18 protein-coding genes and 1 tRNA gene are annotated in these 20427 nt (G+C 49.4%); 11 read left to right on the plus strand and 8 right to left on the minus strand.

Features of this window, described 5'->3' with window-relative positions; genetic code table 11:
- The 5 genes from AC3DOM_RS02815 to ilvD all read right to left on the minus strand — a co-directional run.
- A partial coding sequence (locus AC3DOM_RS02815) for a 2-isopropylmalate synthase (RefSeq protein WP_487917508.1) occupies positions 1-1311 on the minus strand: 1311 nt, incomplete at its 3' end.
- A 65-nt stretch (positions 1312-1376) separates the two neighbouring features.
- Positions 1377-2429: a ketol-acid reductoisomerase gene (ilvC, locus tag AC3DOM_RS02820; protein WP_487917509.1), complete on the minus strand. Its 1053-nt coding sequence runs from the start codon at positions 2427-2429 to the stop codon at positions 1377-1379.
- A gap of 26 nt (positions 2430-2455) precedes the next feature.
- The gene (ilvN, locus tag AC3DOM_RS02825; RefSeq protein WP_487917510.1) at positions 2456-2983 is read right to left on the minus strand and encodes an acetolactate synthase small subunit; all 528 of its coding nucleotides are present in this window, start codon (positions 2981-2983) and stop codon (positions 2456-2458) included.
- A 12-nt stretch (positions 2984-2995) separates the two neighbouring features.
- Positions 2996-4681, minus strand: coding sequence for a biosynthetic-type acetolactate synthase large subunit (gene ilvB / locus AC3DOM_RS02830; RefSeq protein ID WP_487917511.1), 1686 nt, complete (start codon positions 4679-4681; stop codon positions 2996-2998).
- 84 nt (positions 4682-4765) lie between these two features.
- Entirely contained in the window at positions 4766-6430 is a 1665-nt protein-coding gene (gene ilvD, locus AC3DOM_RS02835; RefSeq protein WP_487917512.1) for a dihydroxy-acid dehydratase, read from the minus strand.
- A 482-nt stretch (positions 6431-6912) separates the two neighbouring features.
- On the opposite strand from ilvD, the gene AC3DOM_RS02840 reads away from it, so the two are divergent.
- Complete coding sequence (locus AC3DOM_RS02840) at positions 6913-8268, plus strand: NAD(P)/FAD-dependent oxidoreductase (RefSeq protein WP_487917513.1); 1356 nt, start codon at positions 6913-6915, stop codon at positions 8266-8268.
- A 174-nt stretch (positions 8269-8442) separates the two neighbouring features.
- Entirely contained in the window at positions 8443-8736 is a 294-nt protein-coding gene (locus AC3DOM_RS02845) for a hypothetical protein (RefSeq protein WP_487917514.1), read from the plus strand.
- A gap of 62 nt (positions 8737-8798) precedes the next feature.
- Here the strand turns inward: AC3DOM_RS02845 and AC3DOM_RS02850 are convergent, their stop codons facing one another.
- On the minus strand, positions 8799-9962 hold the full coding sequence (locus AC3DOM_RS02850) for an aminotransferase class V-fold PLP-dependent enzyme (protein WP_487917515.1): 1164 nt from the start codon (positions 9960-9962) through the stop codon (positions 8799-8801).
- 219 nt (positions 9963-10181) lie between these two features.
- Here AC3DOM_RS02850 and AC3DOM_RS02855 point away from each other — a divergent pair, with 219 nt between their 5' ends.
- From AC3DOM_RS02855 to AC3DOM_RS02895, 9 genes are all read left to right on the plus strand, one after another.
- Positions 10182-10403, plus strand: coding sequence for a hypothetical protein (locus tag AC3DOM_RS02855; protein WP_487917516.1), 222 nt, complete (start codon positions 10182-10184; stop codon positions 10401-10403).
- An 81-nt stretch (positions 10404-10484) separates the two neighbouring features.
- Positions 10485-11339, plus strand: coding sequence for a dihydropteroate synthase (locus AC3DOM_RS02860; RefSeq protein ID WP_487917517.1), 855 nt, complete (start codon positions 10485-10487; stop codon positions 11337-11339).
- A 35-nt stretch (positions 11340-11374) separates the two neighbouring features.
- The gene (locus AC3DOM_RS02865) at positions 11375-11890 is read left to right on the plus strand and encodes a molybdopterin cofactor-binding domain-containing protein (RefSeq protein WP_487917518.1); all 516 of its coding nucleotides are present in this window, start codon (positions 11375-11377) and stop codon (positions 11888-11890) included.
- A 188-nt stretch (positions 11891-12078) separates the two neighbouring features.
- Positions 12079-13533 carry a methylenetetrahydrofolate reductase C-terminal domain-containing protein gene (locus AC3DOM_RS02870; protein ID WP_487917519.1) on the plus strand — a complete coding sequence of 485 codons (1455 nt, stop codon included), beginning with the start codon at positions 12079-12081 and terminating at the stop codon, positions 13531-13533.
- A gap of 358 nt (positions 13534-13891) precedes the next feature.
- Positions 13892-13985: transfer RNA gene (locus tag AC3DOM_RS02875), tRNA-Sec, on the plus strand.
- Positions 13986-14093: 108 nt separating this feature from the next.
- Entirely contained in the window at positions 14094-15284 is a 1191-nt protein-coding gene (locus AC3DOM_RS02880; protein ID WP_487917520.1) for a site-2 protease family protein, read from the plus strand.
- A complete protein-coding gene (locus tag AC3DOM_RS02885) occupies positions 15277-16665 on the plus strand; it encodes an extracellular solute-binding protein (protein WP_487917521.1) in 1389 nt (462 codons plus the stop codon). Before AC3DOM_RS02880 ends, AC3DOM_RS02885 begins: the two co-directional genes overlap by 8 nt.
- Before the next feature lie 69 nt (positions 16666-16734).
- Entirely contained in the window at positions 16735-17154 is a 420-nt protein-coding gene (rnhA, locus tag AC3DOM_RS02890; RefSeq protein WP_487917522.1) for a ribonuclease HI, read from the plus strand.
- Positions 17155-17168: 14 nt separating this feature from the next.
- Entirely contained in the window at positions 17169-18257 is a 1089-nt protein-coding gene (locus tag AC3DOM_RS02895) for a 6-phosphofructokinase (RefSeq protein ID WP_487917523.1), read from the plus strand.
- 357 nt (positions 18258-18614) lie between these two features.
- Here the strand turns inward: AC3DOM_RS02895 and AC3DOM_RS02900 are convergent, their stop codons facing one another.
- Positions 18615-19406, minus strand: coding sequence for a polysaccharide deacetylase family protein (locus AC3DOM_RS02900; RefSeq protein ID WP_487917524.1), 792 nt, complete (start codon positions 19404-19406; stop codon positions 18615-18617).
- A complete protein-coding gene (gene tsaD / locus AC3DOM_RS02905) occupies positions 19399-20424 on the minus strand; it encodes a tRNA (adenosine(37)-N6)-threonylcarbamoyltransferase complex transferase subunit TsaD (RefSeq protein ID WP_487917532.1) in 1026 nt (341 codons plus the stop codon). The genes AC3DOM_RS02900 and tsaD overlap by 8 nt, the downstream gene beginning before the upstream one ends.
- Between the last annotated feature and the right edge of the window lie 3 nt (positions 20425-20427).

The following is a 20427-nucleotide window of genomic DNA, read 5'->3' on the forward strand; positions in this document are numbered from 1 at the left end:
CACCGGACCAGTGCCCAGGGCGGCTTGAATATGGAGATTCCCATTGGGACCAACCAAACGTACGGTCGCAGTGGGCAAGCCTATCGTCCCGCAGGCGACCTGCAATCCATCCAGTTTATAGATCTCCTGTGCCTGATAAAGCTGATCTTCGACAAGTGCTTCAAGATCTGCATCCGATACAATTTTCTTTTTATCAGCCAGATCTTTGAAGCGTTTGAAGATCACTTTCAGTTCCTCGTCATCCACTTCAAAATCCAATTCAGCCAAACGAACTTTTAGTGCATGCCGCCCGGAGTGTTTGCCCAATACCAAACGGGAACGATGCAACCCTACAGTTTCAGGGAGCATGATCTCGTAGGTGGATTTATTTTTAAGCATCCCATCCTGATGGATGCCCGCTTCATGGGCGAAGGCATTTGCACCGACAATCGCTTTGTTTGGCTGGACAATCATCCCGGTATAGTTGGAAACCGTGCGGCTGATGCGGGTGATCTGGGTGGTATCAATGCCGGTTTCAAGACCGTAAATATGACGACGGGTGTAGAGCGCCATGACTACTTCTTCGAGAGAGGTATTGCCCGCACGCTCGCCGATCCCATTCATGGTCACTTCGGCTTGCCGCGCACCTGCCTGAAGTCCGGCAAGGCTATTGGCTGTTGCGAGACCCAGATCGTCGTGGCAGTGGACAGAAACAATAGCATTTTCGATCCCGTGTGTATTGGCGATAATCCCGGCAATCAGATCACCAAATTCTTTCGGGGTCGTATAGCCAACGGTGTCGGGAATATTGAGGGTGGTTGCCCCGGCTTTGATGGCCTCGCCAAGAATATGATAGAGAAATTCTGGTTCGCTCCGCCCGGCATCTTCAGGAGAAAACTCGACATCCTGACAGAGCGTTTTGGCATAGCTGACCATCTCACGCATCTTCACAACGACCTCTTCAGGAGTCATCCGTAATTTATGTTCCATATGGATGGGGGAGGTGGCGAGGAATGTGTGGATGCGCGGTTTTGCCGCATACTGGATTGCTTCCCAGGCCGCGTCAATATCGGATTTGATCGTGCGGGCCAGCCCACAGATGATCGGCGGCTCGGATTCGGTACTGTTCCCCACCTCTTTAGCGATTCGGCGGACCCCTTCGAGATCGTCGGGCGAAGCAGCGGGAAAGCCAGCTTCGATCACGTCCACGCCGAGTTTTGCCAGCCCGCGCGCGATCTCCAGTTTTTCGTTGGAGGTTAGCGAGGCCCCAGGGGATTGTTCGCCATCTCGCAGGGTGGTATCAAAAATACGGATGTAATTATCTTTACTCATAAGATCGTCCTTTGAGCGTGGAAAGTAGAAGGGGGGAGATTGCTCCTCTATCTACTTTCTATCACTTACTCTTTCCAGTTTTCCGGTCGCAGAGAACGTACGGCTGCGCCGGCTTGCCACATCTCTGAATCATGCATAACCTTGAGCTCTTTGGCCAGATTTTCGCGGTAATTTGGATCACTGTTCTTGTCCAGCACGATGCGGGTTTCTTCTCCGGAGACAACGCTTTCGTAAAGGTCATCAAAGACCGGAGCAACCGCATCTCGGAAACGGGGGTGCCAATCCAATGCGCCCCGTTGCGCGGTGGTGGAACAATTCGCATACATCCAATCCATGCCGTTCTCAGCCACCAGCCGGATGAGGGATTGGGTCAATTCTTCAACGGTCTCATTGAAAGCTTCACTGGGGGAATGCCCATGCTTGCGCAAGACGTTATATTGTGCTTCCATCACGCCTGAAAGCGCACCGATCAGGATCCCACGTTCGCCAGTCAGATCGCTGTAGACTTCATTTTGGAAGGTGGTGGGGAATAAATAGCCAGCGCCAATTGCAATGCCAAGCGCAATTGCCCGTTCTTCGGCACGACCGGTGAAATCCTGGTGAACGGCGAAGCTGGCATTGATCCCGGAACCATCGAGAAAATTCCGCCGGACGCTGGTGCCAGAACCCTTGGGGGCGACCAGGGCCACATCGACATTATCCTGTGGGACGATACCAGTCTGATCTTTGTAGGTGATCCCAAATCCGTGGGAGAAGTAGAGCATGTCACCTTCGTTTAGCATTTCAATGATCTTCGGCCACTGTGATTTTTGTCCCGCGTCCGAGAGCAGATATTGAAGTACGGTACCTCGTTCGGCAGCTTCTTCGATGGAGAAGAGATTGACGCCCTCTTCCCAGCCATCGGCGAGAGCCTTATCCCAATTTGGGGAGGGTTTTCGTTGCCCCACGATCACGTTGATCCCGTTTTCTTTCATATTCAGAGCCTGGGCAGGTCCTTGCACGCCATATCCCAAAACCGCGACGATTTCGTCCTTTAGAACTTCGCGCGCTTTTTCAAGCGGAAATTCATCTCTGGTGACGACTCTCTCTTCTACATTGCCGAACAGTATATTTGCCATTTTGTTTTTCCTTTTGATATTTTTATTTATTCCACATGGCCATTGCCATTTGTGCCGGGTGTATAGCGTTTTCCGCTCATATCACCACGCATCATGGCGACGTTTCCGGTCCGGACCATTTCGAGAATACCGAGAGGACGAAGTAACTCGACCAGACTCTCGATCTTGTCTTCGGTTCCGGTAAGTTCCACGATAACGGAATCAGGCGCAACATCGATGATATTGCCGCGAAAGATGGCTGCCAGGCTGGAGACCTCTGCGCGTTGATCAGGTTTTGCCTTGACCTTGATCAGTGCCAGATCCCGGATCACAGCTGGCTGATTGGTGACATCCTGGACGTCAATCACGTTGACAAGCTTATATAGATTGGCTTCCACTTTGCGGGCATCCACGCCTTCGCTGTTCACGACGATCGTCATCCGGGAAATATTTGCTTTATCGGTGCGACCTACATTCAACGATTCGATATTAAAATTGCGGCGGCGAAAGAGCGAGGCGACCCGGTTGAGCACACCTGGTTTATCTTCAACTAAAGCGATCAGTGTGTTATGCATTTCAAAATCTCCTTATTTGCGGATCGGACGTCGCAGCATTTCATGCAAAGCTGCTCCGGCGGGAACCATCGGATATACGGACTCTTCTTTTTCAACCACGAATTCAAGCAAAACCGGTCCCGGTGTTTTATGGGCGAATTCGATCGCGTCAAATACTTCATCAGGGGTGGTCGCCCGTTGACCAGGGATGCCATGCGCATCAGCGAGTTTTATAAAATCAGGACCTGTGATCGGGGTGGCAGCATAGCGTTTATCATAAAAAAATTCCTGCCATTGGCGGACCATGCCGAGGAAGCTGTTATTCATTATTGCGATTTTGACATTCGCACCTTCCTGTACCAGGGTGGATAACTCCGCCGCGGTCATCTGGAAACTGCCATCGCCATCGATCAGCCAGACCTCGCGATCTTTATGAGCGAACCAGGCGCCAAGCGCGGCGGGCAGCCCATATCCCATTGTGCCAGCGCCGCCAGAGGTGAGCAGCCGGTAGGGTTTTTCAAATTCGTAATATTGCGCCGCCCACATTTGATGTTGCCCGACACCAGTCACCACGAGAGCGTCACCACTGGTTGCTTTCCAAAGTGCACGGATGACATGCGGAGTGTAGAGCTTGTCATCATCGGGCCAGGCCATAACACTGCGTTCTTTCGTTTCAGTTTTCCACACGTCGATCTGCTGCATCCATTTTTCGTGATCATATTCATCCAGCATGGGGATCAAATCGGTCAGGACGGTTTTTAGATCGCCGATCAAAGGCACATCTGCGAAGACATTTTTATGGACTTCGGAGGGATCGATCTCAATGTGAATTTTTTTGGCCTTGGGGGCATAGGTACTGAGCATACCGGTTACCCGATCATCAAAGCGCATCCCAAATGCGAGAATTAGATCGGATTCCTGGATGGCTGAGTTGCAATAGGCCTCGCCGTGCATCCCCATCATTCCCAGGCTGAGCGGACTGGATGCGGGAATCGCTCCCAGCCCGAGGAGGGTCATTGCAACAGGCGTATTGGTTTTGGCGGCAAAGATTTGGAGCTCATCCATCGCCCCGGACATGAGCACTCCGTTCCCTGCCAATATCACCGGACGCTCTGCTTTTTTGATCAGCTCTACGGCTTTTTCCAGACCCTCCATGGGCGCGTGCTCTGGCGGATGATAACCGGGCAGAGAAATTGTTTCAGGGTAGATAAATTCAGTTTCTTCGATCTGGGCATTTTTGCAAATATCGATCAAGACCGGGCCGGGGCGTCCGCTACGTGCGATATGAAAGGCTTCCCGCACAACTTGAGCGATCTCATCAGCACGGGTGACCAGATAATTATGTTTCGTGACTGGCAGGGTAATACCGGTTACATCTGTCTCCTGAAAGGCATCTCCTCCGATCAGATCAGCAGCAACCTGGCCGGTGATGAAAACGATCGGTACCGAATCCATATTTGCGGTGACGATGCCAGTCACAAGATTCGTCGCTCCGGGCCCGGAAGTTGCCACGGCAACGCCGACCTTGCCTGAGGCACGCGCGTATCCGTCCGCAGCGTGAGCGGCTCCCTGTTCATGGCGAGTCAGGATATGATGCACCGGATATCTCAGCATTGCGTCGTGAACGGGCATGATTGCCCCACCGGGATATCCAAAAATCGTATCCACGCCCTCGCGGATCAGGCATTCCATCAAAATATCTGCACCAGTTTTTTTCATAATTTCTTTCTCCTAAAAATAATTTCAGATTTCAATTAGTCTCCTCTCCTGCTTGCGGGAGAGGGTGAAGGGTAAGGGCAAGGATCAGACCAACACCGCCCCCTGGTCTGCGCTGGTTACCATGCGGGCGTAGCGGCGCAGCCATGAGCTCTGGGTTTCTACTGAAAATACGGGTAATGCCTTTAGACGGGCTTCTATTTCTTCATCGCTGAGCTTTACATTTAGTGTGCGTGCCTTCAAATCGATCTCGATCAAATCGCCATCTTGCAATGCTGCGATGGGGCCGCGTGCCGCGGCCTCAGGGCTGATATGACCAATACAAGCGCCGCGTGTGCCGCCGGAAAATCGTCCATCCGTGATCAAGGCCACTTTTTCTCCAAGCCCCATCCCCATGATGGCAGAGGTCGGTGAGAGCATTTCCTGCATCCCGGGTCCGCCACTTGGCCCCTCATAACGGATGACGACCACATCGCCTTCCTGGACTTCCTGATTGAGAATGCCGCGCATGGCATCATCCTGACTCTCATAAATTCGCGCCGGCCCAGTGTGTTGGTGCATGGAGGGGTCAACCCCGCCTGTTTTCACTACTGAACCTTTGGGTGCGAGATTGCCAAAGAGGATCGAGAGACCGCCGGTGGAAGAATGGGGATTCTCCAGTGGACGGATCACATCATGTTCCTTGATCTCAATCCCGGCGATAGATTCACGTAAACTTGTGCCCGATACCGTTGGCCGATCAAGATTTAGCAACCCATCGGATTTTGCCAACTCGTTCAAAATGGCAGGGATGCCTCCTGCGCGATGCACATCTTCCATATGCCACGTTCCGGACGGGCTGACTTTGCATAAATGGGGTGTTTTATCGGCGACCTTATTGATTCTTTCAAGACTGTATTCGATCCCGGCCTCATGTGCCAAAGCCAGGGTATGCAAAACTGTATTGGTGCTGCCACCCATGGCCATATCGAGGGCAAAGGCATCATCAAAGGCCTCGGCGGTGACGATCTGACGTGGTGTCAGATTTTTTTCGACCAGATTTACTATTTGACTGGCAGCTTTTTGAGCCAGCGCTTCGCGTTCTTCACTCAGCGCCAATGCTGAACCATTGAATGGAAGTGCCAGTCCTAATACCTCGAGCAGACAATTCATCGAATTGGCGGTGAACATTCCAGAACAGGAGCCACAGGTCGGGCAGCCGAAATCCTCGAGCGTTTTCAGGCGAGCAGCGTCGATCTTCCCCGCTTTGAATGCACCAACGCCTTCAAAGACTGAGATCAGATCGACCACTTCACCGTCGGGTGTCAGGCCTGCCGCCATGGGGCCGCCGGAAATGATGATCGTGGGAATATCCACCCGCAGCGCAGCCATGGTCATGCCGGGGACGATCTTGTCGCAATTGGTGATGCAGACCATCCCGTCAAATTGGTGGGCCTGGATCATCGTTTCAACGCTGTCAGCGATCAACTCCCGGGAGGGCAGGCTGAATTTCATCCCTGCATGCCCCATCGCGATTCCGTCATCCACACCGATGGTGTTGAACTCAAATGGAACGCCGCCCACAGCACGAACCCTCTCTTTGACCTTGCGTCCAAATTCCTGCAAATGAACATGTCCGGGGATAATATCGATATAAGAATTGACAATCGCAATAAAAGGTTTTGCGAAATCTTCATCCTTGACGCCCGTCGCTTTGAGAAGCGAGCGATGTGGAGCGCGTTCGTATCCTTTTTTGATGGTATCTGATCTCATTATTCCTGTTCCTTCTTCCTCCCTTGTTTCCGATTTTTGAAACGGGGGAGGCTGGGCGGGGGAAAATAGATAACAAAAAAGGGCTGCCCGTTTGGGCAGCCCTTTGCTTTAGCTTCAGGTATGTGTTTTGCTGATTATCTGCTCTTCACTCTCACCTTTCTAGCTGGCCCAAACGTAAATAGGTTCGTAATCCCAAGGATAAGAACCAAAATAATAATAAGGCTAAGAAGGTAGAGAGCGAAAGTATTTATCATATTTTCCTGTCAGTCATTTCCTGACTGTGATATTGGGCGCAATTCTACCCAAGCATGGGTGAACTGTCAACCATGAAATATATTCAATCCTGCGTATATTCATATCCAACCATAACTTATTCCCCCGATATTAGATCTGAAAGATTCATATCCTAAAATAGATCTCTGTTCTATAATTTATTGAAATTTCAAACTTTGAAAAAGACCATCTCAATCTCAGGAATATTTATGCCAAAAAATCAAGCGGATATACTCATTTGTGGCGCCGGGATCGCTGGTGTCAGTGCAGCCTATTACCTTGCCAAATCAGGCGTCAACAATATTTTATTGATCGACGAACGCCCCCCGCTCAGCCTGACCAGTGATCACTCGAGTGAATGCTATCGAAATTGGTGGCCTGATCCGGCCATGCTTGCGCTGATGAACCATAGTATAGATTTGATGGAAGAACTCGCCAATGCGACAGGTAATCCCATCCATATGAATCGACGGGGCTATTTATATCTGACCGGGGATGAAAGCAAGATTCCGGAAATAACCGAACGCGCCACGCGGATTTCAAGTCTGGGAGCCGGCCAATTGAGAATTCATCGCTCTGGAGGAGGAGATTACCAACCCGCGGCCCCAGAAGGATTCCACGATCAGGCTGATGGCGCAGACCTGATCCTTGATCCTGCACTCATCCGTGAGCATTTCCCTTATCTGACGGAAGAGGTAGTTGCGGCATTGCATGTCCGCCGCGCTGGGTGGCTTTCCGCCCAACAACTGGGGATGACGCTGCTCGAAGGCGCACGCAAGCTGGAGGTCAGGTATGAATCGGCCCGAGTCATCGGTGTGGCTATCAATAATGAGAAAGTCCGCGCTGTTGAGCTGGCAGATGGTCGCCGCATCAGCACGGATATCTTTATCAACGCTGCCGGTCCCATGTTCAAGGAAGTCGGAAAAATGATCGGGCTCGATCTACCTGTGTTTACCGAGTTGCATCTCAAAGCCGCCTTCAATGACAAACTCGATACAGTAGGGCGTGAGGCACCCTTATTGATCTGGGATGACGCCCAGGAGCTTGAGTGGACAGATGAAGAACGTGAATTTCTTCTGGAAGAGGGTTTGGACTGGATGCTGGATAATTTTCCTTCAGGGGTACATATCCGGCCAGAAGGTGGAAGTGCAAGCCAGATGATATTGATGCTCTGGGAGTATCAGAAAAAACAGATCGCTCCAATCTGGCCCTTACCGCTGGATGAAAAATACCCCGAGATCACCTTGCGCGGACTCTCTAAGATGCTCCCTGGACTGAGTAAATATTTTGATCATATGCCTCGACCGATCCTTGATGGCGGCTATTATACAAAAACACCGGAGAACCGACCCTTGATCGGTGAGACTCCTGTTGAAGGCGCATATTTGATCGGGGCGCTCTCAGGTTACGGGATCATGGCCGCCTGTGGGGCCGGGGATTTATTGGCCGCCCAAATTACTGGCCAAATGCGTCATGCTTATGCGCGAGAGTTTTCTTTAGAGCGCTATGATCGCCCCGGTTATTTGGAAGATATTTTAACGCGTTATGATACGGGCCAATTATAGAAGAACGGTCAATTAAGCCCTTGTCCCAATGCTCGGCGTTGCGGTTTTTCAGATAACCCGAAATGCATAACGTTGCTGCGAGAGACTTTCACCTCAGATATATGGAGATTTCTTCTCGCCAAAGAAATCGCGGTAAAATCCTTCATAACACTACGGTTTGGAGATCATATCTGCATGAAAAAACACTTTCTTCTCGACCCGGAAATCACCTTTCTCAATCACGGCTCTTTTTGCGCCTGTCCAAAACCGGTCTTTGATGTCTATCAGGCCTGGCAGCGAGAACTGGAACGTCAGCCGGTTGAATTTCTTGGCAGGCGTGTGACTTCTTTGATGGCAGCAGCCCGCGAAAAATTGGCAATCTATCTCAACACAAACGCGGGGTATTTTCCTGAGCCAGATCACCAGCGTAACAGCGTTTTTTTACATGTTGCCGATATTTACATTGGCGCCTGTTATAAATGGCAGTGATCAGAACCACAAATATGTCTCATTCTATCCGCTCAATTTTTGCCTAGACCTAATAAGTTTTCTCATAATTGATAGTTTGGCAACATCTGTTCTAAAGCATCTAGTAGAATATTGATATCCTCAAGAGAATTATATGCCTGAATAGAAATGCGGATGTATGGGTCCTCGTTCCATTCGAGGCAAGGTACTTCAACCTGATATTGTGCGTATAATTGGGTTTTAAATTCAATAAGATTATCAATCGCAGGCAAAGGGGCTGTTGCCATCTGGTAGTAGTAACCATTCGCATCTGGATAGATTGGGGGAATACCCGTAAGCTCGCTAATTCGTCGCAAAGTTTCCCGAAGTATTTGATTACACTCTCGGCGCACAGACGGCCAGTCATGTTCTTCCTGAAAATGGATTGCTGCTGGAATGGATAAATAAGCAGCGGGATCCTTTGTTCCCCACCATTCAAGATTATCCAGGAAATCCGAACCAGTAGTGTATGGTGAATTATCTCCCCATCCCCAGCTTACAACAAGAGGCTCGACTATTTTTTGCATCTCCTTACTCGCATAAAGGAAGCCAGCCCCCTTCGCTCCGAGCATCCATTTATGACAATTTCCAACGTAGAAATCTGCACCTAAATCTTCAAGATCAATATTCATTTGGCCAGGGGCGTGGGCACCATCAATAATCGTGATGATCCCTGCTGCCCTTGCTCGTTTACAAATTTCGCTTACCGGCATACAAAGAGCGGTGGGCGACGTGATATGACTTATGTATATGACCTTTGTGCGTGGAGTAACGCCTTGCCAGAACTGTTCAACGATTTGAGCAGAGGATGTTATTGGTAAGGAAATAGGCTGACGGACAAGAGATGCCCCTGTTTTTCGGCAACTAAAAATCCAAGCATTTTCACAAGCACCATACTCATGGTCAGATGTCAGAATTTCATCCCCTTCTTTTAGTTTGATTGAACGAGCAAGGATGTTGACCCCAAAAGTAGCATTTGGAATGAACACTAGATCATCTGGCTGAATATGGAGATACTCCCCTAGTTTCTGTCGAGCGTTTTTCAGATAGCTGTGTATTTCCCGACCTATGAATTTAACCGGTTGCTTCTCTAGCCTGTATTGCCAGTGTTTATATGATTCAAATACTGGTTGTGGGGTGGCTCCAAATGAACCGTGGTTGAGGAAGATTACATTTGGATCTAGGAGAAATTGTGTTTTTAGGGACATAAGTAATCCTTTTTCTCTGATGGTAGAATTAAAATGATATTATAATTCTATCTCGCAATTAATATTTCTTTCTCTTCAAATCGCCCAAAAGACGGGAGTGCCAAAGTCTACGGAATTGAAGATAAAATAGGTAACTTGGAAGTTAGAAAATAAGCGGATATTATAACCATTGTTTTAAATGGATATAATACTTATTTCCTCACACATAAAGAAACTCTGATGCGCTTCCTGGCAACAAATACGAATCATGTTGAAGTTTCTGATTCAATGATCGCGGGGAATCTTATCCGTCGAGATGGTCAATTTGGAACAATTGATGAAGAAGCAATCATAGCCAGGGTCAGCGAGCGTGTAACTCAATTTGGTGATCGGTTTGAAGAGACACGTGTTTCAGGAAAACTTCATGTCAATGTTGTACATGAGTGCTTTACAAAGATTTAATGCTATCAATATTCGATATGGATTTGTCAAGGTATTCACCTTGGAAAAATAACTAATTCACTAAACTAAAAGGAACTCACCATGGAAACTGTTTTGAAAAGCGAAAAACAAGAGGTAAAGATCAGCATAGATTCACCCTTTGTAATTATTGGGGAGAAGATCAATCCCACTGGGCGGAAGATATTGGCCGGGAAAATAAAAGAAGGTGATTATGAATATATCCGCGGCCTGGCCATCAAGCAAGTTGAGGCAGGTGCAGATATTCTGGATGTCAACGTTGGCGTGCCGGGCATCGATGAAGTAGCCGTATTGCCGGAAGTAGCCCGGATCGTAACTGAATCAGTTGATGTGCCAGTGTGCTTGGACTCTGCCAACCATGCTGCATTGGCGGCTGCGCTGGCTGTGTTACCGGGAAAGCCACTGGTGAACTCTGTCAATGGAGAAGAAAAGTCTCTGGCAGCCGTGCTACCTGTGGTCAAGGAATATGGTGCAGCGGTCATCGGTCTTACCATGGATGATAATGGCATTCCCAATGATGCTGAAACCCGGGTTGCTATCGCTGCAAGAATTATCGAGCGCGCTGCTAAACTGGGTATTGGTATTGAAGATATCGTCATAGATCCGTTGGTACTCACTGTGGGTGCGGATAGCAATGCTGGAGCAGTTACCTTGCAGACGATCCAGATGTTGAAACAAGAATTTGGCGTAAATATCAACCTGGGAGCCAGCAATGTGTCATTTGGTCTGCCAGATCGCCACATCATCAATCAGGCGTTTCTATCATTGGCCATAGGGATGGGAGCAACATGTGCGATCACAGACCCGATCAAGTTGACTAACACAATTCGGGCCACTGATCTTTTGATGGGGCGTGATAACCATGGTATGCGCTATATTGGCTATTGGCGTGAGCATAAGCCCAAAGAGGCTGCATAGGATGCTGATTTGAAAACCGCATATTGAAATAATCTGTGCCTGCCTATATGCATGTTCGTGACTGGGGCGATCTCGGTTCCAGAGTGAGGCTGCGCTTGCGTCCCGTTGGATTCAAATTGCTTATCAGTGAACTGATCCATCTATTGGTTGTCAGTCGTACGGATTTGTTATCTGCCTTGGTGGAAGTGGACCTGGAAACTGGGGAGGTCAAAGCAAAAAGAATTATTTCAGGTGCTGATGTAGGCCGAGCTATAAACCCCCGCTCTGTACAAGGACAGATCGAAGGCGGGATTATGATGGGATTAGGAAACTGTCTGACGGAGGAATATATTACTGAAAAGTGTGTTCCCTGGTCAGTTATGTTTGCCCGGTATAAAATCCCGAGCATAAAGCATTTGCCAGAGATTATCTCTCATATTGTTGAGGATCCGGTTTCTTTCGGACCATATGGTGCAAAAGGCGTTGGTGATTGGCCCCAATTGGCACGGCACCTGCAATTTGCAATGCGATTTATAATGCAACAGGCGTACGTGTATACAGCACCCCTGTAGATCAGGATGCCTTACTTCGAGCGATCAAAGCCGGAGCAACGGAAGTGCTGACCACTTGGCATGATGTGCGTTAGATAATATGATTTAAGAATATCTCTATGGAAAATGGCAGAAATCTTAAATTCCGGAAATTTTTTCGCGAATTAGCCAAACTAAGATAATTTTATTGTAGAATGGAAGGATTAGAGATGCCACTATTTACTCCAGGACGAAGATACCAATTACCATACTTACCATCAAAGAAAAAATCGGGACAATCATATATTCTTGAACCGATCGAACGAATGATCAAGGGGCCACTGTTTGCATGTCGGATGTGTGGTAATTGCCTACTCCAAGAAACCGCCTTCGTCTGCCCGATGGCTTGCCCAAAAGGACTACGAAATGGACCTTGTGGGGGTTCCACTAGCGAGCATTGTTATATTGATCCGAGCTATCCCTGTATTTGGTATGAAATCTTTGATCGCGCTAAAAAAATGGATCGCGAAGAAATGCTATTAGAAGTACTACCTCCATTAGATTGGGATATTGTTGGTGAAGAAACATGGGGAGAGGTTGTAAGAAAAGTAAAAGAAACAGGTACAAAAACCTTTTTTGGAAGCTTTTTTAAAAAAGATGCTGGCGAGCGCAAGCAAATATGGGATTCTGTTTTTAAATCAATCCGCCAACCCGATTGGTGGCAGGGAGATGACCAATATCATCCACCTGGATATGAAGAGCCAGTCTCTGAGCTAGAACGGCAGCTACGTTCAGGGAAATTTGTCGTTGCAGCAGAGATATCTCCTCCTGCAAGCACTGCCACAGGAAAATTACTACGTGATATTGAGTTGATCAAACAATATGCAACATCAATAAATTTTACTGATGCGGCTTCAGCAACACCAAGGATGTCCAGTTTGGCATGTTGCGAGTTTGCGCTTGAGGCTGGGGCGGAGCCAGTATTGCAAATTGCTGCGAGGGATCAAACCAGAACGGGTCTACAAGGTCATGTAATCGGGGCAAGTGCCCGAGGTATCAGAAATGTGCTGGTTGTATCAGGAGATAGTGCCAGGCTTGGACCAAAACCGATGTCGCGAACGGATATCCTGGATATAGACTCGGTACAAATGCTCTGGATATTGCGGCGGATGCGGGATGAAGGGATATATTTGGGTGGCAGAGAGATAAAAAATCCACCTCAAATCTTTTTGGGTGCAGCCGCTGCCCCCTTTGCTTCTAATCCAAGAATTCAAGCGATTAGGGAGCATAAAAAAGTGAACGCTGGCGCTCAGTTTTTCCAAACTAATCTGGTTTTTGATCCTGATGGATTGGAACTATGGTTGAATGAGCTGGCAAAACGAAATATCCTTGACAAGGTTTATATTCTTATTGGGATAACACCCTTACGTAGCCTGAAAATGGCGCAGTATATGCACAATCAGGTCCCCGGCGTAAGAATTCCGGATCAACTATTGAAGCGCCTAGAGGATGCAGGGGATGGTGTAGAAGAAGAAGCGGTAATCATTGCTTTGGAAATCATTGAAGCAATCCGTAATAAAGAAGGTGTAAACGGTATTCACTTGATGCCGGTAGGATGGGAGCAAGTCGTTCCGCGGATTGTCCAAGAACTAGATGGTGCTAAAGTGGTAGCTAGCAGTAGTTGAACTGGTTAGATTGGAAAAGTTTATTAAAAAAACGGCAATCAAGAAGACGCTTCTGGAGAGTTTCACCCGACGACACATGCGCCGCACTGCGTGCTTTGCAGTGCAGGTGAGCAATCTCGCCGACAAACAAGAGGATTGCCATGCTCGCTCCGCTCGTTTGCTATGACAAATACTCAGCAAATTAGGCACTCCCATCAAGGAAGATTATCTGCAACGGAACTCCATCCACTAAAATTGCACGCGGATCATTATTTATGTGTTGGAGTATATGTTGAGAGAAATTCTGCAATAATCCCTTTAAGGGTTTACTCATAAGCATCTCTTGCAAAAGATTCCGCCTTCGATTATCCTTGTTGCTGGGAGTGGTTAAGTCCCGGTGGGCTTCCCGGTCTTCAACATCGGTGACGGGTCGCGTTGCGGGCCGTGGTGGGTTCGACTCCCATGCACTCCCGCCTAATATTCCTCAATACCCCCCGCTTGCGGGGGGTTGCCCCATACGGGAAAAGCATGGACAGTGAAGATCAGTGGTCTCAGTAAGATAATCGAAGTGGAATAATCCAATGCCCATCCCTGAAGCAGAAACCCTGAATAATCTCGTTGATAAAATATTTCAATCTGAAAGTATTATGTTGGGTGATACCAGGCGTGGATATCTCATCCGCTATCAGGGCCGCCTGAGGGGAACTGACTCTGCTGCTGCCTATGACCAACTAAAAGAAAGACTAGCGCATTATTCCATCACGCCCCTTTTTCAGATTGAGGATGGCAAACAGGTCATTATCCTTGTTCATAGCGCAGTAACTCCTGAAGCCACTGGATTCTCAAAAAATATCCTCTTTTTTCTTGCAACACTCTTCAGCGTTCTCTTTACAGGTGCGATTTTTGAGTCAACTCTCCCTGAGAGCGTCTCTTTTACCATTTTGGCGCAGGATGCCCTCCTTCACCTTTGGCGGGGATGGCCCTTTGCTGCCAGTTTATTGGGAATCCTCCTTGCCCATGAGTTTGGACATTATCTGATGGGGCGTTATCATAAAACCAACGTCTCCCTGCCTTTCTTTTTACCCCTGCCTTATCCCTTAAGTATTCTGGGTACACTGGGTGCCTTTATCCAAATGAAGGAACGCCCGAAAAACAAACGTGTTCTTTTTGATATTGGGATCGCTGGTCCCATTGCAGGATTGGTCGTCGCTATTCCGGTTCTTTTGCTGGGTCTCTCCCTTTCTGAGATTAGCCCAATAACAGGATCAGGGATTATCGAGGGCAATTCCCTGCTTTATCTATTTTCAAAATATGCCATTTTCGGGCAGTGGCTGCCTGAACCAGTCAGTTATGGTGGTGTATCACCTTTTATTTACTGGCTTCGTTATCTATTTACCAGTCGACCATTTCCCTTGGGCGGACTTGATGTGCAGGTGCATAACGTCGCCTGGGCCGGTTGGGCAGGGCTCCTTGTCACTGCATTGAATTTAATTCCCATGGGCACGCTGGATGGCGGACATCTGCTCTATGCAGTCTTTGGCAGGAAGGCGAGCAAAGCTGCTCCCTTTATATTTGCTGTATTAATCGTTCTCGGCTTTGCCTGGGAAGGATGGTGGCTGTGGGCATTTATGCTTTATTTTCTGGGACGTGTTCACGCGGAACCCCTCGACCAAATTACCGAGCTTGACCCTCGTCGGCGCAAAATGGCTTTCTTTGCCTTAATTATTTTTATTCTGGTCTTTATTCCTGTGCCTCTGGTAGCCTATGGCTAAAACTCCATTCTCTTATATACCCTTACTGATGGGTATCCTTCTTATTTCAGCTTGCCAGCCCTCAACGCCTGGTTTAACTCCTTCAGCGATCCCAATCACGGCGATCAGCAGACCTCGTCCCACCGCGACACCGATCCCGATCAGCACCCTGGATGTGGAAGAAGATGATCTTAAGGGGATCGAGATCGAGGTCTGGCATCCCTGGTTTGGTGCACCAGCCGCGCTTTTTGATTTGCAAGTTGAGGAGTTCAACAAAGAGAACCCTTGGGGAATCACTGTTAGCGCGGCCTATCAGGGTAGCTATAATATGCTTTTCAACATGGTGACGGATGCGCTTGATACGCCGCAAGGCCCGGATGTGGTTGTGGCACTCTCCGAACAAATTTCGGTTTGGGACGAGGCGGATTCCATTACCGATCTGGCTCCCTATATTACCGATCCAATTTGGGGGATGACCGTTATCGAGCAAGCCGATTTCCCTCGTATCTTCATTGAACAAGATCAACGCGAAACAACATGGCTGGCACTCCCCGCTCAACGGACGTCACAATTTCTCATCTATAACCAATCCTGGGGTGAAGAACTTGGCTTTGATGCGCCCCCTCTAAAGTTTGAAGAATTTGAAGAACAGGCTTGTGCCGCAAATCAATTTATGCGCTCAGACGATGACCTTGATAATGATGGCAAAGGTGGCTGGATAGTAGATTTTGATTCAAGCGGTGTTCTCTCGTGGATGGTTGGATTTGAAGGCGGCCCATTTGTCAATGAAGAATATCAATTTATCAGCAGCCAAAATATTAATGCCTTTAGTGGATTGAAAAAGCTTTATGACAATCAATGTGCCTGGCTATCCACCGCAGAGACTCCCTACGAACAATTTGCCGGGCGCTCGGCACTCTTCATCACCGCCAGTATGGAGGAATTTGATGAAATATCAAGGAGCTTTCTGACCCTGGGCAGCCACGATGAATGGACGGTGATTCCTTTTCCTGGAGAAAAGAAAGGGGCGCTGGTGGTGTATGGGTCTTCCTTCGCCATTCTCGAAACAGATGATGCTGAGGCCTTGGCCTCCTGGCTTTTCGTCAAGTGGATGCTTGAGCCCCATAATCAAACCCGCTGGGTGAAGAGTACCGCCCTTTTCCCTCTGCGCGCATCCTCCCTGGATGAGCTGGCCGAATATAAAAAAGGGCATCCCCAATGGGCAGAAGCTGTCGACCTGATCTCACAGGCCGAAATTCAGCCGAAACTGCCTTCATGGCATCGAGTCCGCTATCTTTTGGGCGATGGGTTTGAGTATATTTTTCGGGTTGATGCGCAGGCAGGTTCAGTGGCAGCAATTTTGGCACAGATGAATGAAGCCGCGCGAGCATTAAGTGACTAAAAGGTCCCCTCTCCCGTTTTGGGAGAGGGCGGAGGGTGAGGGGAAGTTTTGAAAAAATAGGAATAATAAATGATTAGAATTTATACTGATGGCTCCTGTGAACCAAATCCCGGCCCAGGTGGTTGGGCGGCGGTCATATATTTGGGGCTGGATGAGAAGGTCATCACGGGAAGCGAAATGGAGACAACCAATAATCGCATGGAGTTGAGGGCTGCACTGGAGGCGCTCTTGACCGTTGAACCCTCCTCTACAATTGAGCTATTTACTGATTCTGAATATTTAAAACGGGGCATCACCGAGTGGATGCCCACCTGGAAAGCGCGTAATTGGAAACGAAAAAAGGGAAAGTTGGCAAATGTGGATTTGTGGAAGGCGCTTGATGCTGCCCTGGGAAAACATACAGTAGAATGGATGTGGGTGAAGGGACATGCCGGACATCCCGGTAATGAACGCGCTGATCGGTTGGCGCGGAGGGCAATGAAAAGGTAGCTATAGGAGTCAGGATGAAGAAGATTGGCGTGCTGACAGGTGGTGGAGATGCGCCAGGGCTGAATGCAGTAATTCGAGCAGTCGTTAAAACGGCCGTCCGTAGCTATGATTGTCAAGTTGTTGGAATTCGCGATGGTTACGACGGTTTTTTGAATCCCAAAGGGCTGCTGCCTCTTGGACGCGATGAGGTACGTGGGATCCTCCCGCGAGGGGGTACGATCCTGGGGACGGCAAATCGTGGGAACCCATTTGCGCGGGAAGTTCTTCGCAATGGCGTGATGATCGTTGAAGATATTTCGGATGAGATCGTTGCTGCGATCAAGAAAATCAAACTGGATGCTTTGATCGTAATTGGTGGTGATGGCACGTTGAAGATCTCACAGGAATTATTTGCAAAAGGCGTTCCTGTAATTGGCGTGCCCAAAACGATCGATAACGATGTTGGCGGAACCGAGGTCACCTTTGGTTTTGATACCGCGCTGGATACAGCTACCGAGGCGATAGATAAATTGCATACGACTGCAGAATCCCATCATCGGGTGATGGTTCTCGAGCTGATGGGCCGCGACGCGGGTTTCATCGCCCTGCACGCCGGTGTCGCTGGCGGCGCAGATGTGATCTTGATCCCGGAGATTCCATTCCACTATGATGCGGTTGTCAGGAAAATAATGCGCCGGATTGAAGGTGGTCGTCATTTCAGTATTCTGGCTGTTTCAGAGGGAGCAAAATCCCAGGAAGGGGAGCAGGTTTTTTCTCGTTCCGGCGATGCAGTTTACCTTCCCCGGCTTGGTGGTGTCGGTCATTTGGTTGGGAGTTATATCGAAAATAATACCGAGCAGGAAACACGCGTCACTGTGCTTGGACATATCCAGCGTGGTGGAACGCCGACTCCCTTCGACCGCTGGCTGGCCACTCGCTATGGCGCAGCTGCAACCCGTCTGGCTGCCAAAGGCGGCTTTGGCCGAATGGTTTCTCTGTCAAACGGGGAGGTTGGAGATATTAGCCTGGAGGAGGCTTTGGCGGTGCCCAAACGTGTAGATGTATATGGCGATGGCGTTCGCACTGCCCGGGATATGGGCATTTCTTTTGGGGATGAAGAATAAATATACCCCCACCTATCCTCCCCCGCCAGCAGGGAGGGGAATGGTTCTCCCCCTGTCTTACGGGGGAGCCAGAGGGGGGAAGAATCTTTACCAACAAAGAACCCGTTCTTTCCAAAGGAACGGGTTCTAATAAACAGCGAAAAGCCGCCCATTTCTGGACGGCTTTTCTTTTGCGTGCGGCGGCTTCCCTTATCGAAGACCGAGGAGGGATGCCGCCGCACTAAGTTTGGTACTGTCATTCATGGGCACCACCTCCTCTTCTGTGGGATGGTAATTTTGGGCAGGTCTCCCTGCGTATGGAAAGTATGGCATAAATTGAAGGGAATGTCAAATGAGAGAATTCCCATCCTATTCATTTCACTCAGGGCAACTTTGGGAGTGGTATGAAGTGGTATCACAACTCCCTCCGCCGATCGTTTCTTTAACGGTGGCAAAATAAAGTTCAGAAAGTGTCACCGCGCGGATTCCGCGTTCTGTTAATAAATCCAGACCAAAGGGCGTATTGGTTTCAACATCCTGTGTGCTGGTGTGCATCAGGATCACATCCCCGTTTTCGACCGCCTCCATATTTTTCCTTGCCAGTTCCAATTCTCCGCCCCAGCTCGCTGACCACATCGTTGATACCAACCCTTTCGATGCACACATCCTGCCATAGGTCGGGCTGGATGAACCATAAGGCGGCCTCGCAAAGCGGACGGGAGGTCGGCTCTCTGTCACCTGGTGAAGCGCCCCCACCCATTTGGCTTGATCTTCCATCAAATTTTCTGTTGAGCGCACATCCGGGTTGACATGGTCAAAGGTATGGCTGCCGATCTCATGCCCACCTTCAAGGAAGCGTTGCCAAATTCCGGCATCTTTATCGTTGGTCGTGAGCAAAGCCTCACCGGTGGGAAAGAATGTGACTCTGACTTCCGGATAGTCTCTGAGCAGTTTTTCCAGGTTTTGCAGAATATGCACCAGATGGCAATCATCGTAACTCAACGCGACCTGGGCTTGATCCCGCCTGCCATGAAAAAAGGCCTGGAAAGATTCGGGTTCCGTTTCCCTTGCCAGGACGCCAGGTGTGTAAACCCCAAGCAGCCCGGCGGCAAAAGATGCACTGCTGAGCTTAAGAAAATCCCTGCGAGAAAAGTGTTTTGAATCAGACAATGAGTTTTACCTGGGAGAGCGGCCAGGTCGGTAAAATGTCCAGATCAAGCTCATCGCGCTGCCCGTTGATAAAGCGTTGATAGCCCGCCGCAGCGATCATGGCCGCGTTATCGGTGCACAGGGAAAGCGGAGGGATGTTGACCGGGAATTCATCCTGCCCCAGGAATGCCTCGCGCAGGGCGGCATTTGCTGAAACCCCGCCTGCGACCAGGATCTCTTTTGCCCCAAATTCCCGTGCGGCATTGATCGTTTTGGTGAAGACCACATCCACAACGGCGGCCTGGAAACTGGCAGCCAGATTTGCGACCGGGAGATTCCCTTCCTTTGATAGCTTTTGGACCTCACGTAAAACAGCGGTTTTAAGCCCACTGAATGAGAAATCCCAGTTTTTGCCCAGCCACGAACGCGGAAAGTTGAAGGAGGTCGGGTCGCCGTTCTTTGCGGCCTCCTGTATTGTCGGCCCGCCGGGATAGGGTAATCCCAACATGCGGGCGACCTTGTCGAAGGCCTCACCAGCTGCATCATCAAGCGTCCCGCCGAGCCGTTCATATTGCAAATGATCGCTCATCAGATTGAGTTCGGAATGTCCGCCTGAAACGAGGATTGCCATCAGGGGGAATTCTGGTTCAGGTGGTGCCTCATCTTCAGCTTTATGTACCCAAGCTGAATAGAGATGTCCCTCAAGGTGATTGACTCCGATGAGTGGACGGTCGCTGCCGAGGGCCAGGCCTTTGGCTGCATTTACGCCGACAACCAACGAGCCAGCCAACCCGGGGCCGCGCGTCACCGCGATGGCATCTATATCTTTGAGCGTGAGATGCGCCTTTGCCAATGTTTGCTCAATAACTGGAGTAATGCTGAGCACATGCTGGCGTGAGGCCACTTCGGGGAAGACGCCCCCAAAACGGGCGTGCATCTCCATTTGCGAAGCGACGGTGGAGGCCAAAAGCGCGCGTCCATCTTCGAGGACGGCAGCGGCTGTCTCATCGCAGGAGGTTTCAATGGCGAGGATTCGGATGGT

This window comes from Candidatus Desulfolinea nitratireducens (assembly GCF_982879505.1).